General features: G+C 69.8%; 14 protein-coding genes. 1 reads left to right on the top strand and 13 read right to left on the bottom strand.

The features are described from left to right. Window positions 1–355: 355 nt before the first annotated feature. Window positions 356–2518, top strand: coding sequence for a primosomal protein N' (locus tag KF903_RS10920; RefSeq protein WP_291214587.1), 2163 nt, complete (start codon window positions 356–358; stop codon window positions 2516–2518). 78 nt (window positions 2519–2596) lie between these two features. On the opposite strand, the gene rpoH is transcribed toward KF903_RS10920, so the two are convergent. From rpoH to gspD, 13 genes are all read right to left on the bottom strand, one after another. After that, window positions 2597–3457 (bottom strand): RNA polymerase sigma factor RpoH, encoded by an 861-nt coding sequence (gene rpoH, locus KF903_RS10915; RefSeq protein WP_291214584.1) that lies wholly within the window; start codon window positions 3455–3457, stop codon window positions 2597–2599. 236 nt (window positions 3458–3693) lie between these two features. Next, window positions 3694–4404, bottom strand: a complete 711-nt coding sequence (gene ung, locus KF903_RS10910; RefSeq protein WP_291214582.1) for a uracil-DNA glycosylase — start codon at window positions 4402–4404, stop codon at window positions 3694–3696. After that, window positions 4401–5246 carry a response regulator gene (locus KF903_RS10905; protein WP_291214683.1) on the bottom strand — a complete coding sequence of 282 codons (846 nt, stop codon included), beginning with the start codon at window positions 5244–5246 and terminating at the stop codon, window positions 4401–4403. The genes ung and KF903_RS10905 overlap by 4 nt, the downstream gene beginning before the upstream one ends. After that, a complete protein-coding gene (gene ftsX, locus KF903_RS10900; protein WP_291214579.1) occupies window positions 5246–6244 on the bottom strand; it encodes a permease-like cell division protein FtsX in 999 nt (332 codons plus the stop codon). Before ftsX ends, KF903_RS10905 begins: the two co-directional genes overlap by 1 nt. Beyond that, window positions 6241–6918, bottom strand: coding sequence for a cell division ATP-binding protein FtsE (gene ftsE / locus KF903_RS10895; protein WP_291214576.1), 678 nt, complete (start codon window positions 6916–6918; stop codon window positions 6241–6243). The genes ftsX and ftsE overlap by 4 nt, the downstream gene beginning before the upstream one ends. A gap of 139 nt (window positions 6919–7057) precedes the next feature. Then, window positions 7058–8272, bottom strand: coding sequence for a type II secretion system inner membrane protein GspF (gspF, locus tag KF903_RS10890; protein ID WP_291214573.1), 1215 nt, complete (start codon window positions 8270–8272; stop codon window positions 7058–7060). Window positions 8273–8348: 76 nt separating this feature from the next. Then, window positions 8349–8771 (bottom strand): hypothetical protein, encoded by a 423-nt coding sequence (locus KF903_RS10885; RefSeq protein ID WP_291214570.1) that lies wholly within the window; start codon window positions 8769–8771, stop codon window positions 8349–8351. A 2-nt stretch (window positions 8772–8773) separates the two neighbouring features. Next, window positions 8774–9055, bottom strand: coding sequence for a hypothetical protein (locus KF903_RS10880; protein WP_291214567.1), 282 nt, complete (start codon window positions 9053–9055; stop codon window positions 8774–8776). 97 nt (window positions 9056–9152) lie between these two features. Then, entirely contained in the window at window positions 9153–9341 is a 189-nt protein-coding gene (locus KF903_RS10875) for a hypothetical protein (protein WP_291214565.1), read from the bottom strand. 105 nt (window positions 9342–9446) lie between these two features. Next, the gene (locus KF903_RS10870; RefSeq protein WP_291214563.1) at window positions 9447–9584 is read right to left on the bottom strand and encodes a hypothetical protein; all 138 of its coding nucleotides are present in this window, start codon (window positions 9582–9584) and stop codon (window positions 9447–9449) included. Continuing rightward, entirely contained in the window at window positions 9581–11065 is a 1485-nt protein-coding gene (gene gspE, locus KF903_RS10865; RefSeq protein WP_291214560.1) for a type II secretion system ATPase GspE, read from the bottom strand. The genes KF903_RS10870 and gspE overlap by 4 nt, the downstream gene beginning before the upstream one ends. Beyond that, on the bottom strand, window positions 11062–11553 hold the full coding sequence (locus tag KF903_RS10860; protein ID WP_291214557.1) for a PH domain-containing protein: 492 nt from the start codon (window positions 11551–11553) through the stop codon (window positions 11062–11064). Before KF903_RS10860 ends, gspE begins: the two co-directional genes overlap by 4 nt. After that, window positions 11550–13610 (bottom strand): type II secretion system secretin GspD, encoded by a 2061-nt coding sequence (gspD, locus tag KF903_RS10855; RefSeq protein ID WP_291214554.1) that lies wholly within the window; start codon window positions 13608–13610, stop codon window positions 11550–11552. The genes KF903_RS10860 and gspD overlap by 4 nt, the downstream gene beginning before the upstream one ends. Between the last annotated feature and the right edge of the window lie 22 nt (window positions 13611–13632).

Genomic DNA, 13632 nt, shown 5'->3' with positions numbered 1-13632 from the left:
GGTTGTGCACAATCGTGCAGGCGCGCCGTGAACGCCTGCACCAAGCCTGAACCGATCGTCAACAGCGACCGGACCGCGATCGCAAGACATTGAATCGAAAGGGCAAATCAAAACTGGTCAATAAGTGACCAAGATGAGGTTGCGGCATTTTTTGCGGGGCTTGGCGCAGGCGCGGACTGCTTCGTCCACATAGTTATCCACAGCACATGTGGATAAGAAAATTTTTGTTTGCGAGGCGGCGACTTAGAGCCCACTGCTGAGCCGATCGCTGAGAAAGGACGCGCAAGTCCGGGGCGGCCTTCCTGCGTCGCGTCAGGCCTTGCGCCGGCCCGCACAACACGCTTAGCTCACCCCCATGTCTACGATCCTGCGCGTGGCGCTGCCGGTGCCGGTGCCGAAGCTGTTCGATTATCTCGCCGAGGCCGAGGTGGCGGTCGGCTGCCGCGTGCGCGTCCCGTTCGGACGCCGCCAACTGGTCGGCATCGTCGTCGAACTGGGCGCCCAGACAACCATTTCCGGCCCGTTGCGGCCGATCGACGCGGTGCTCGACCGGGCGCCGCTGCTCGACGCCGAGCTGCTGGCGACGCTGCGCTGGGCCGCGCGCTACTACCAGCATCCGCTCGGCGAGGTGCTCGCCCAGGCATTGCCGGTCACGTTGCGCCACGCGGCGGCGCCGGCGCCGGCCAGAGCCGCCGGCGGCTGGCGGCTGACCGACGCCGGTCGGGCGGCGTTGCAGGAACCGCTGCGCCGCCGTGGCACCCGCATCGAAGCCCTGCTGCTGGCGCTCGCCGGACAGGTCCTGACCAGCGCGCAGGCACGCCAACTGGCCGGCCCGGCGGCGCTGCGCAGCGCCGCCGGGCGCGGCTGGATCGAGGCGGTGGCGGTGGCGACACCACCGGCCACCGCTTCGAGCCAGCGTCATGCGCTCAACGCCGCGCAGCAGGCCGCGGTCGATACGGTGCTGGCCAGTTCCGGCTACGCGCCGTTCCTGCTCGACGGCGTCACCGGCAGCGGCAAGACCGAGGTGTACCTGGCGATCGTGCGCGCCGCGCTCGCGCGCGGGCGGCAGGCACTCGTGCTGGTGCCCGAGATCGCACTCACGCCGCAGGCGATCCGCCGCTTCCGCGACGGCCTCGGCGTCGAGGTCGCGGTACTGCATTCGGGCCTCGGCAACGCCGAGCGCGCCCGCGCCTGGCTCGCTGCGGCGAGCGGCGAGGCCAGTGTCGTGCTCGGCACACGCTCGGCCGTGCTGGTGCCACTGGCACGGCCCGGCGCGATCATCGTCGACGAGGAACACGACGGCTCCTACAAGCAACACGAGGGCTGGCGCTATCACGCGCGCGACCTGGCCGTGGTGCGCGCGCGCGTGTGGCAGGTGCCGATCGTGCTCGGCAGCGCCACGCCCTCGCTCGAGAGCCTGGCCAATGTCGCGGCGGGCCGCTACCGCGCCCTGCACCTGCACGAGCGCGCGAGCGGCGCGCCGCCACCGCGGATCCGGGTCGTCGATCTGCGCCACCAGCGCCTGCAGCATGGCCTGGCCGCGCCGGCGCTGGCGGCGCTCGAGGCCTGCCTGGCGCGTGGTGAACAGGCACTCGTGTTCCGCAACCGGCGCGGCTATGCGCCGGTGCTGCTGTGCCACGACTGCGGCTGGAGCGCGCGCTGCGCGGCCTGCGATCGCCCGCTCACGCTGCACCGCGGCGAGCGCGCGCTGCGCTGCCACCACTGCGGCGCCGGCCAGCGCCTGCCGCAGGCCTGTCCGCAGTGTGGCGGACTGGCCCTGCAACCACTGGGCGAGGGCACCGAACGCCTCGAGGAGGCACTCGCGGCACGCTTCGCCGGCGTGCCGGTGGTGCGCATCGACCGCGACAGCACGCGTGGCCGGCGCACGCGCGAGGCGCTGCTCGACAGCCTCGATGCGCCCGGCGCGCGTCTGCTGGTCGGCACCCAGATGCTGGCCAAGGGACATGACCTGGCGCGGCTCACGCTCGTCGTCGTGGTCGGCGTCGACGAGGGCCTGTACAGCGTCGATTTCCGCGCGGGCGAGCGATTGGCCCAGCTCATCGTGCAGGTGGCCGGTCGCGCGGGCCGCGCGCGGCAGGCGGGCGAGGTGATCCTGCAGACCCACGATCCCGGCCATCCGCTGCTGCGCGGCCTCATCGAACGTGGCTATGCGGCGCTCGCGCAGGACCTGCTCGCCGAACGCCGGGCCGCATCGCTGCCGCCGTATGCGCAGCTCGCGCTGCTGCGCGCCGAGGCGCCCGCCGCCGAACAGTTGCAGACCTTCCTCGCGGCGGCCGTGGCGGCCGCGCCGAGCACGGCTGGAGTGGCCGTGCACGGACCACTGGCGGCGCCGATGCCGCGCCGCGCCGGTGCGCAGCGCGGCCAGGTGCTGGTCGAATCCGCGGCGCGCAAGCCGCTGCAGGCCTTCCTCGACGCCTGGCTGCCGGCGCTGCGCGCACTGCCGCAGCCACGCGCGCTGCGGTGGTCGCTCGACGTCGACCCGCTCGATCTGTACTGAAACCATCCCCCGCAACGACGACGGCCCGCCGAGGCGGGCCGTCGTGGTCAGCATGCCGGCAACCCGGCGCGGATTGGCTCAGGCTTCGAACAGCGCGCGCATCTTCTTCATCGCGTTGGCTTCGATCTGGCGGATGCGCTCGGCCGACACGCCGTATTCGTCGGCCAGCTCCTGCAGCGTCGCCTTGTCGCCATCCCTGAGCCAGCGGCGTTGGATGATGTCACGCGAACGCTCGTCGAGCTTGACCAGCCCGCGCTGCAGCGTGTCGAGGCTCGACTCCTCCTCCGATTCGGTTTCGACCATCGCGTAGGGATCGGCCGCGTGGTCGATGAGGAATGCCGCCGGCGCCGGCCTGTCGTCGTCATCGGCATCGACCGGTGCGTCGAAGGCGACGTCGCGACCATTGAGGCGCGCTTCCATTTCGAGCACGGTCGCCGCCGGCACGCCCAGTTCCTGGGCGACGGTGGCGACTTCCTCGGCGTTCATCCAGCCCAGGCGCTTCTTGGACTTGCGCAGGTTGAAGAACAGCTTGCGCTGCGCCTTGGTCGTCGCGACCTTGACGATGCGCCAGTTGCGCAGGATGAACTCGTGCATCTCGGCGCGGATCCAGTGCACCGCGAACGACACCAGCCGCACGCCATGATCGGGATCGAAGCGCTTGACCGCCTTCATCAGGCCGATGTTGCCTTCCTGGATGAGATCGCCGACCTGCAAGCCGTAGCCGGAATAGCCGCGCGCGACGTGCACGACGAAGCGCAGGTGGGCCAGCACCATCGTGCGGGCGGCATCGAGGTCGTTGTGGTCGTGATAGCGCCGCGCCAGGTCCTGTTCCTCCTCCTGGCTCAGCATCGGGATCTGGTGCACCGCGTTCACGTACGCATCGAGACTGCCGATGGCATTGAGGACGGGCAGCGAATTGGCAACCAGTGCATTGCTCATGATCTTGGATCCCCTTTGACTTGTCGCACTTTAGCACTCGCGTCATTGGAGTGCTAAGGTGCCTGAAGGTTCCGTGGCCGGAGCTCGCCACGGGGCCCTGTTCTGACCATTAGTGTACTGCCAAGTTCGACAACGACAGCACCGCCTGCGGCAACACTGTGTTGCGTGCCGAATTCTCAACTTGTTGATTATGCGGCATTTTTGCGCGCACGCCGGCGGCGTCGATGAACGCCGGCTTAGTCGATCTGCAGGTGCGAAGCCGGCGGCAGCTGCCAGTCGATGGGGGCGATGGCGTGATCACGCAAGTAGGCGTTGGCGCGCGAGAAGTGGCCGCAGCCGAGGAAGCCGCGATGGGCCGACAGCGGCGAGGGATGCGGTGCGCGCAGCACCAGATGGCGCTGGCGGTCGATGAGCTTGCCCTTGGCCTGGGCGTAGCTGCCCCACAGCAGGAACACCAGGTGCTCGCGCCCGCGGTTGAGCGCATCGACACAGGCGTCGGTGAACTCCTCCCAGCCCTTGCCCTGGTGCGAGCCGGCGTGGCCGTGCTCGACCGTGAGCACGGCATTGAGCAGCAGCACGCCCTGGCGCGCCCACGGCAGCAGGCAACCGTGATCGGGGCGCGTGGTGCCAAGGTCGCGCGCCAGTTCGCGGAAGATGTTGTCGAGCGAATGCGGCACCGCAATGCCCGGCAGCACGGAAAAGCACAGGCCATGTGCCTGGCCCGGGCCGTGGTAGGGATCCTGGCCGAGGATCACGAGCTTGGTCGCGCTGAACGGCGTCTGCTCGAACGCGGCGAAGATGCGCGAACCGGCCGGATAGATGCGCCGCCCGGCCGCCTTTTCCTCGCGCAGGAACCGCGCCAGCGCCTGCATGCGCGGTGTCGCCAACTGCTCGCCGACGCGCTCGAGCCAGGATGGTTCGAGTCGGACCTGCGCCGCCCCGCTCATGCCTGCGCAGCGCCGCGCACGCGACGCGCCACGCGCAACTGGAACTGCAGCTTGGTGACGAGCAGACGCTCCTCGATCGGCTTGTGCACGAGGTCGTTGGCGCCGGCGCGCAACAGGGCCGACTGGTTGGCCGGGTTGTCGTCGCCGGTCATGATGAGCACCGGCAAGGCACCCTTGGTGTAGCCGAAATGGCCGCGGATGCGTTCGAGCAGGTCGCCGCCCGAGAGTTCGCCCTTGAGGCTGACGTCGGTGAGGACGAGGTCGTAACCCGGTGCACGGCCTTCGCCGCGCGCCGTTTCGAGCAGCTCGAGGGCGGCTTCGACGCTGACCACGTGGGCGACCGTGAAGCCGCATTTCTCCATCATGCGGCGCGTCGCCAGCGCAACCACGCGGCTGTCCTCGACGTAGAGCACGTTGCCGTCGACGTTCTCGACCGGGCGCACGTAGCCGCGGATGAAGGCGGCCAGCGCATCGAAACCCTGCGCCTTGTCGAAGTAATCGGTGACGGCGCCATCGAGCTGGCGCGACAGCAGCCGTTCCTGCACGTCGCCCGAGACCACCACGATCGGGATGTAGGCCTGGGAGTTGGAGTCGCGGATCGCATGCGCCAGCCGCATGCCGTCCATGTCGGACAAGCGCAGCGCGGTGGTGACGAGGTCGATCACGCCGTCACGCAAATGCGCCAGCGCCTCCTCGCCGGTATCGCAGCCGACCACGACCGCGTGCGGCAGCTCGGCCTTGAGCACGCGCTCGATGAGACGGCGCACGACCCGCGAACCATCGACGACGAGCACGCGCGGCTCGTCGCTGGAGATGTGCTGGGTCAGCGAGACTTCGGCCATCATTGCGGGCGACCCGCCAGCAGGTGCCGGGTCGTCACCAGCCAGGCGCCGAGCCCGCCGAGCAGGCTGCTCGCGCCGAGCAGGACCGCAGCCACGCGCAGGTCGATGCCGCGCAGTCGCAGCGGCTGGGCGTAACTGTCGGCCAGCGCACGGATCGGCCCGGCCAGCGCCAGTTCGACCGCCGCCACCAGCAGCAGCGCGGCGAGGCCGCCAAGAACGCCATACCAGAAGCCCGCGTAGAGGAACGGTCGCCGGATGAAGCCGTTGCTCGCGCCGATGGTCTGCATTACCGAAATTTCCGCCGAACGCGCCTGAATGTCCATGCGCACGGTGTTGCCGATCACGAGCAGCGTCGCCAGTGCCAGCAAGGCCGACACCACGGCGACCAGCCGTGCCCCCAGTCGCAGGATACCGGAGAGCTTGCGCCGCCACACGGCGTCGTATTGCACCAGATCCACGCGCGCATCGGCTTCGAGCGCCTGCAGCAGACCGGCCGCATCGGGCCGCGTGGTGCTCGCGGGCATGACCACGAGCACGCTCGGCAGCGGGTTTTCGCCGAGCGCGGCCAGCGCATCCTCGAAACCCGACAGCGCGCGGAACTCGGCCAGGCCCTGCGCCGGCGTGCGGATCGTGACCGCAGCGACGTCGGCGCGCTGGCGCAGTTCCGCCGCCAGAGCGGCCGCGGCCGCCTCGTCGAGCGCGGGTTGCAGGAACACCGTGACCTCGCGCGCTTCGCGCATGCCGGTGGTGAGCGCGCGCGCATTGTCGTAGCTCAGCCAGAACAGCAGCGGCAGGGCCAGCGCGAAGCCAAGCACGCAGACCGTGAGCAGGCTCGACCATGGCCGCAACGCCATCCGACCCAGGCTCGAGAACAGGCCGTAGAAATGCTGGTCGCGCCAGGCCGCGAGCCGTTCACGCAGCGGCATGCGTTCGCGCGGACGGCGCTCGCGCGGCTCTTCGGCGGGTGGGCGCGCCACCGGGCGGGCCTGCGCGCTCATGCGACGGCCTCCGGCCGGTAATCGTCGACCAGGCGACCGTGATCGAGCACCAGCACGCGCTTGCGCATGTGCTTGAGCAACAGCAGGTCGTGGGTGGCGATCAGTACCGTGGTGCCGACCGCACCGAACTCGACGAACAGGTTCATGATCTCGAGCGACAACTGCGGATCGAGGTTGCCGGTCGGTTCGTCGGCGAGGATCAGCGGCGGCTTGGCGACGAGGGCGCGGGCGATGCCCACGCGCTGCTGCTCGCCGGTCGACAGTGCCACCGGCGAGGCCTTCTCGCGCGCGAGCAGGCCGACCTTGTCGAGCGCGGCGCGCACGCGCTTGCCGATTTCTGCGCGTGCCGTGCCGGCGATCAGCAGCGGCAGCGCCACGTTGTCGAACACGCTGCGATCGACCAGCAGTCGATGGTCCTGGAACACCATGCCGATGCCGCGCCGATGCTGTGGAATGCCGCCGCGACGCACGCGGCCGAGGTCACGCTGGTTGATCGTGATGCGCCCGCGCGTGGGCCGCTCGGCCAGGCTCACGAGCTTGAGCAGCGTGCTCTTGCCCGCCCCCGAATGCCCGGTGACGAACACCACCTCGCCCGGCGCGACCTCGAAGCTGAGCTCGGACAGCGCATCCAGTCCGGTCTGGTAACGCTTGGTCACGTTGTCGAAGTGGATCATCGTGGTCGCGGCATGCGGTGTTGGGCGAGGCGCCCGGACCTGCGCGATTGTAGGCGGTGAAGCCGCGGCCCGGGTGCGAAATCGCGCCGCCGGCGGCGCTGGCCGGTGCCGCCGCGTGCGGCGGCGCGTGCCGCGCGGCTCACTTCACCATGCGGTTGAGGTCGAAGATCGGCAGCAGGATCGCCAACACGATGAACAGCACGAGCGCGCCGACGAGGAGGATCACGGCGGGCCCGAGCACGGCGGTCAGCGCGGTGAGCCAGCGATCGAGGTCGCGCTGCTGCTGCTGCGCGGCGGCTTCGAGCATGCGCGGCAACTGGCCCGAGCGCTCGCCGCTGCCGATCAGGCGCAGCGCCACCGGCGGGAACTGGCCGCTATCGGCCAACGCCCGCGAGAACGCGCCACCCTCGCGCACCTTGAGCGCGGCATCGCGCAGCGCCTGGCGCATCGGCAGGCTCGACACCACCTGGGCGGCGATGCCGAGCGCGTCGAGCAGCGGCACGGCGCTGCCCGCCAGCAAGGCCAGGGTGCGCATCGCCCGCGCGGTGTTGGCGGCGCGCTCGACGCGGCCGATCAGCGGCAGGCGCAGCAGCGCCGCATGCCAGCGCCCGCGTGCCGTCTCGCCGCGCAGCGCGATGCGTGCGCCGAGCGCGAGCAGGCCGAGCACGATGAGCACGAGCCAGCCCCAATGGCGCACGAAATCGGACAGCGCGATCAGCACGCGCGTGGCCCACGGCAGCGTCTGGTGCATGTTCTGGAACACGCCGACGATCTGCGGCACCACCCAGCCGAGCAGGCCCGTCACCACCGCGATCGCGACCAGCGTGAGCAGCAGCGGGTAGGCCAGCGCCGCGAGCACCTTCTGCCGCAGCGCATCGCTCGCCTCGGCATAGTCGGCGAGCTTGTCGAGCACGCCGTCGAGATGGCCGGACTGCTCGCCGGCGCCGACCGTGGCGCAATAGATGTCGGGAAAGGTCTCGGGAAACTCGCGCAGCGCGCCGGCCAGGCTCGCGCCCTCGCTCACGCGGGCGCGCAGCGCCACCGTGACCCCGCGCTGGCGCTCGCCGTCGGCCTGTTCCGACAGCGCCGCCAGCGCCTCGTCGATCGGCAGGCCGGCCCCGAGCAGGGTCGCGAGCTGGCGCGTGAGCAGGGCCAGCTGGGCGCTGCCGAGGCCGCGTCGCCAACGCCAGCCCGCACCGCCCGCGGCGCCCCCCTCGCGCACCTCGTCGACGCTGAGCGCGTTGAGGCCACGCTCGCGCAGCACGCCACGCACGGCGCGCGCGGTATCGGCTTGCAGCACACCACGCTGGGTCCTGCCGTTGGCGTCGAGGGCTTGGTAGGCGAAGGCGGGCATCGGCGTCAACCCACGCTGACCGGCACCAGGGTCATGGTGTCGTTGGCAAAGATGTCGTCGCCTGCATCGGTGGACATCAGCCCGCCAGCAGCAGGTTGCGGAACGGTTGCGTATTCTTCCAGCGATAGCCCTCGAAGTCGCGTATGTCGGTGGACCGGATGCGACCTTCGCCGGTTTCCTCGGCGAGGATCACCAGCGAGGCGTCGGCCAGATCCATCGGCAGGTCGCGGTACTTGCTCATGAGGTCGCGCGAGCGCACAAGCGCATCGTCCGGCGGCGACGGGATCTCGCACGCCCCGCGCGCGACCGCGTCGATGAACGCGGTCGCCTGCTGCGTACCGACGCGCGGCGCGAGCAGATGCGTGACCTCGGTCAATACCGGCCAGGTGCTGGCGAAGCCTTCGCTGGACCAGCGTGCGAGTACCTCGACCGCAGCGGCATGATGGCGATCGCACCGATTGCCGAACGCGATCCAGAAGCCGCTGTCGGCAAGGATCACGCTCAGCGTTCCTGCACGCGCAATGGATGCTTCGCCTCCAGCACGTCGGACAGATACTCCTTGCAGCGCGCCGACAGGTCGACCGGCCCGTTTCCGGCGGCGACGAAGCCGGCCAGCAGCTTCGCGGCGTCCGCACGCGGCCGCATGCGTACCGCGTGGTATTCGCGCAGTGCGTCGCGCAGCAGGTCGAACGCCGACAGGCCTTCGCGCTCCTGCAACTGGCGGAAATGCTTGGCGTCCGCGCCCGTGAGGCGGGCATTGATGCGGATTTCGGCCATGGCCATCGCGTTACCCGGGTGGGTCGATTTCGTCATAGATGTATGACATTGCGACACGAAAGGCAATGCCGTCGCAACGCCGACCGCCGCGCAGGATGCGGCATCAACCACACTGGCCTCGATCGTCCGCCCACTGCCGGATCGCCTGCCGGCACGCCTTCGCACGCGCCGGCAGCAGGAAGCGCGGGCCGTCGATGACGACCTCGTCAAACAGACCGCCAGCGGGCGCATGTGTGGACAGCGCGGTGCGAACGAGGCGGTCGCGGCCTGCGCGCAGGTGCAGGATCGGCACGCGCGACGCAGCGCGCCAAACGCAGCGCGATCGGGCCGGAGAACGATTCGGCGACGACGATGCATCGGCCGCCTGCGCCGCGTACCGGGCGTACTCGTCGAGGCTTCAGTCCGGCTGCTGCGGCCAGTGGACGACAACGGTGTCGGTGTCGGTATCGCAGCGGAACGGCAGCAGCCATCGGAACAGCTCGCCCGTGCCGTCGAGGCCCGGCAGCAGCAGGCAGCGCGTCCGCGCCGCGCTCATTCCTCGCGCGTCACGCGCAGCACTTCGCCGGTCGAGGTGATCCCGGCCACGCACTTGCGCCAACCGTCGGCGAGGATCGACGGCGAGCGCAGGCGCGCCTGGCGTTCCAGCTCGGCCTCGGCGGCGCCCTCGTGGACGAGGCGACGCAGCGCGTCGTCGAGCGTGACCAGTTCGTAGATGCCGGTACGGCCCTTGTAGCCGCTGCCGTGGCCCTGCGCGGCGAGGTCGCTGCGTGGCCGGTACAGCGTGACCTCGGCATCGGCGCTCTGGCCGAACGCGGCGAGTTCGGCCGGGGTCGCGCGGTAGGCCTCGCGCGTGGCCGGGTCGAGCACGCGCACGAGGCGCTGCGCCAGCACGCCGATCAGCGACGACGACAGCAGGAACGGCTCCACGCCCATGTCGCGCAGGCGCGTGATCGCGCCGACGGCCGAGTTGGTGTGCAGCGTCGACAGCACGAGGTGGCCGGTGAGCGAAGCCTGCACGGCGACCTCGGCCGTTTCCAGGTCGCGGATTTCGCCGACCATGACCACGTCGGGGTCCTGACGCAGGATCGCGCGCAGGCCGCGCGCGAAGGTCATGTCGACGCGCGTGTTGACCTGGGTCTGGCCGACGCCGTCGATGTAGTACTCGATCGGATCCTCGACCGTCATGAGGTTGCGCGAGGAATCGTTGAGCTTGAGCAGCGCTCCGTACAGCGTGGTGGTCTTGCCCGACCCCGTCGGACCGGTCACCAGCAAAATGCCGTGCGGGCGCGCGATGAGGTCTTCGAGGCGCTGCTGCAGGGCGCCGTCCATGCCGAGCTGGGCAAGGTCGAGCTTGCCGGCCTGCTTGTCGAGCAGGCGCAGCACGACGCGCTCGCCGCGACCAGCCGGGATCGTCGACACGCGCACGTCGACCGGGCGGCCCGCCACGCGCAGCCCGATGCGGCCATCCTGCGGCAAACGCCGCTCGGCGATGTCGAGCTTGGCCATCACCTTGATGCGGCTGACCACGGCGCTGGCGATCGCCTTGCGTGGACTGAGCACCTCGCGCAGCACGCCATCGATGCGCAGGCGCACCACGAGGCGGTTTTCGTAGGGTTCGATGTGGATGTCCGAGGCGCCTTCCTTGACCGCCTCGGTCAACAGCGCATTGATGAGGCGGATGATCGGCGCGTCGTCGTCGGATTCGAGCAGGTCCTCGGGCTCGGGCAGTTCGTCGACGAGCGTGGCGAGATCGAGGCGCTCGTCGAGGTCGGAGACCATCGCGCGTGCGTCATCGCCCTGTTCGTAGAGTTCGCGCAGCAGGCGTTCGAATGCGGCCGCATCGACGCGCGACAACTGCAGTGGCGCACCGAGCTGGCGCCGCAGTTCAGCCAGCACCTCGATGCGCACGCCGGGCCGACAGGCAACCTGCGCCTGGCCATCGCGCCAGCCGGTCAGGGCGACTCCGTGGCGCTTGGCATAGCCAAAGCCCGGCCGCGCGGCCTGCGTCGCGTTCATCGGTTGTGGCCGGACACGGCGGCAAGGAAGGCGGCGCGATCGAGCGGCGAGATCACTGCGCAGCCAGCGGCGTGACGGACCACGACGAGCGCACTCAGGTCGGTGACCCAGGCCCGGAACGGACCGAGCCGCCGCGAGCGGAACCAGCCGACGCAGCCGAACACGCCACCGTTGGCGAACACGCGCCAGGCGCCCTTGAAGGCGTCGTCGTCGGCCGCCGCCGAATCGATCCGCTGGGCAATGCGCGTGCGCCCGAACAATCGCTGCACATGCAGCCCGTCGCGACTGAGCACATAGCCACGCGGCCAGCCCAGCACGCACACCAGCAGCACCACCGAGGGGCCGCCGAGCACCAGCGAGCGGAACCACCACGGCCCGGTCACGTGCTGCGCGGCGATCGCGATCACCAGCACCATGAGCAGCGTGCCGCCGATGCTGAGCCAGCGCAGCGCACCGGCCAACCGGGTCGGAAAAACCTGTTCGCTCATTGCCGCTGTGTCCGCTGCCCGGCCGGAACGCCCTCGGCCGCAGGGCTGGCAAGGAAGTCGCGCATGTCCGGCAGCAGCGGCCGCTCGGCATGCGGCGTGATCGGCCACTCGGCCTGCCGCATCTGCAGTTGCTCGGTGCGCATGTAGTTGTATTTCTCGCTCGACACCGCCGCCTCGGTGGCCGCATCGCGCAGGATGCGCGGATGCAGGAACACCATCAGATCGGTCTTGGCGTTGCTGTTGCTGCGATAGCGGAACAGGTTGCCGACCAGCGGAATGTTGCCCAGCCCCGGCACCTTCTGCACGTTGTCCTTCTGCTGCTTGTCGATGAGCCCGCCCAGCACGAGCAGCGCGCCATCCTTGACCAGCACGCTGGTGGTCAGCTCGCGCTTGTTGGTGACCAGGTCGACCGCGCCCTGCACCGGCGGCAGCAGATTGGACACTTCCTGGTGGATGTCGAGCCGCACCGAATCGCCGACATTGATCATCGGCTTGACCTTGAGCACCAGGCCGACGTCCTTGCGCTCGATGGTCTGGAACGGATTGGTGATGCCGCTGGTGGTGGTCGTGCCGCCGTTGACGGTGGTCGAACTGCCCAGCGCACCGGTGGTGTACTGGCCGGTCAGGAACGGCACTTCCTGCGCGACCTTGATTTCGGCTTCCTGGTTGTCGAGCGTGAGCACCGAGGGCGTGGACAGGATGTTGGACTTGCCGTCGCTGCGCAGCGCGGTGACGAGGGCGCCGATCTGGAACAGCTGGTGCCCGGCGATCGACACCGTGCCATCGACATAGCCGAGGTTGAAGCCATTGCCGATGCCCAGCGGGTTTTGCGCCGCGTTGAGGATGTTGTTGCCGGGAGTGGAACCGGTGAAGTTGGTGCCGCCGATCACATGCTGGCCCTGCTTGCCCAGCGGCAACTGCCACTGCACACCGAGCTCGCCGGCGGTCTGGTCGGCCACTTCGGCCACCACCGCCTCGATCAGCACCTGGTTGCGGCGGATGTCGAGCTCGCGCACCACGCCGGCCAGCGAGCGGAACACGGCCGGCGGCGCACTGATCACGAGCGCATTGGTTTCGTCATGGGCCTGGATCGTTGCCACGGCCGCGCCGGCGCCGTTGCCGGCTTCGCCGCCCTTGGCCGCAGCGGGCGCGACCGTGCCCGACAGCGTGGCGGCCACGTTCTGCAGGATCGGCACCAGGTCCTTGGCGCGCGCGTAATGCAGGTAGATCACCTGGGTATCGCCGCCGCTGTCCATCGGCGTGTCCAGATGCGCGATCAGCGCGCGCATCTTGAGCCGCCCGTTCTTGGCGCCAGCCAACAGGATCGAATTGGTGCGTGCATCGGCGAACACGCGCACCGCCTCGCCGTTGCTCTGGGCCGCCTTGTCGTCCGACAGCAGGCTCAGCGTGCGCGCGAGTTCGGCCGCGTTGGCGTGGCTGAGCGCGATCATTTCCACCTGCGCATCCGACACGGTGTCGATGCGGCGGATGATCGCGGTGAGGCGCTCGATGTTGCCGGCGCGATCGGAGATCACCAGCGAGTTCGACGGCGTATGCGCAACCAGCTGCCCGCTCTGCGCCATCAGCGGGCGCAGGATCGGCACCAACTCGGTCGCCGACACATGCTTGACCGGCACGATCTCGGTGACCAGTTCGTCGGCCGCGCGCGCGGGCGTGCCATCGACCGCGCTCGCCGCGTCCTGCTGCGCCACCGCATCGGGCAGGATCTTGATCATGCTGCCCGAGGGCACCGCGGCAAAGCCATGCACGCGCAGCACCGACAGGAACACGTCGTAGATTTCGTCGCTCTGCATCGGCCGCGCCGATACCACCGTCACCTTGCCCTGCACATTGGGGCCGACGATGAAGTTCTTGCCGGTGATCTCGCTGACCGTGGCGATCAGCGCCTGGATGTCGGCGTCCTTGAGATTGAGCGTGTGGCGACCATCGGCGGTGGCCGTGTGGGTGGGCGGGCCCGCACCCGGCGCACTGCCCTGGGCGAGCAAGGGCAGCGGCAGCAGCAGGCCGAGCAAGGCGATGAACAGGAGACGGAGCATCGTGGCGCCCTTTGGCGACGGG

It is taken from the genome of Dokdonella sp. (genome assembly GCF_019634845.1).
Taxonomy (GTDB): Bacteria; Pseudomonadota; Gammaproteobacteria; order Xanthomonadales; family Rhodanobacteraceae; genus Dokdonella_A.
This window is presented reverse-complemented; position numbering and strand designations above follow the sequence as displayed.

Coding starts and splice junctions, on each gene's coding strand:
- KF903_RS10920 (WP_291214587.1), top strand. CDS start 356: ATGTCTACGATCCTGCGCGTGGCGCTGCCGGTGCCGGTGCCGAAGCTG.
- rpoH (WP_291214584.1), bottom strand. CDS start 3,457: ATGAGCAATGCACTGGTTGCCAATTCGCTGCCCGTCCTCAATGCCATC.
- ung (WP_291214582.1), bottom strand. CDS start 4,404: ATGAGCGGGGCGGCGCAGGTCCGACTCGAACCATCCTGGCTCGAGCGC.
- KF903_RS10905 (WP_291214683.1), bottom strand. CDS start 5,246: ATGGCCGAAGTCTCGCTGACCCAGCACATCTCCAGCGACGAGCCGCGC.
- ftsX (WP_291214579.1), bottom strand. CDS start 6,244: ATGAGCGCGCAGGCCCGCCCGGTGGCGCGCCCACCCGCCGAAGAGCCG.
- ftsE (WP_291214576.1), bottom strand. CDS start 6,918: ATGATCCACTTCGACAACGTGACCAAGCGTTACCAGACCGGACTGGAT.
- gspF (WP_291214573.1), bottom strand. CDS start 8,272: ATGCCCGCCTTCGCCTACCAAGCCCTCGACGCCAACGGCAGGACCCAG.
- KF903_RS10880 (WP_291214567.1), bottom strand. CDS start 9,055: ATGGCCATGGCCGAAATCCGCATCAATGCCCGCCTCACGGGCGCGGAC.
- KF903_RS10870 (WP_291214563.1), bottom strand. CDS start 9,584: ATGAGCGCGGCGCGGACGCGCTGCCTGCTGCTGCCGGGCCTCGACGGC.
- gspE (WP_291214560.1), bottom strand. CDS start 11,065: ATGAACGCGACGCAGGCCGCGCGGCCGGGCTTTGGCTATGCCAAGCGC.
- KF903_RS10860 (WP_291214557.1), bottom strand. CDS start 11,553: ATGAGCGAACAGGTTTTTCCGACCCGGTTGGCCGGTGCGCTGCGCTGG.
- gspD (WP_291214554.1), bottom strand. CDS start 13,610: ATGCTCCGTCTCCTGTTCATCGCCTTGCTCGGCCTGCTGCTGCCGCTG.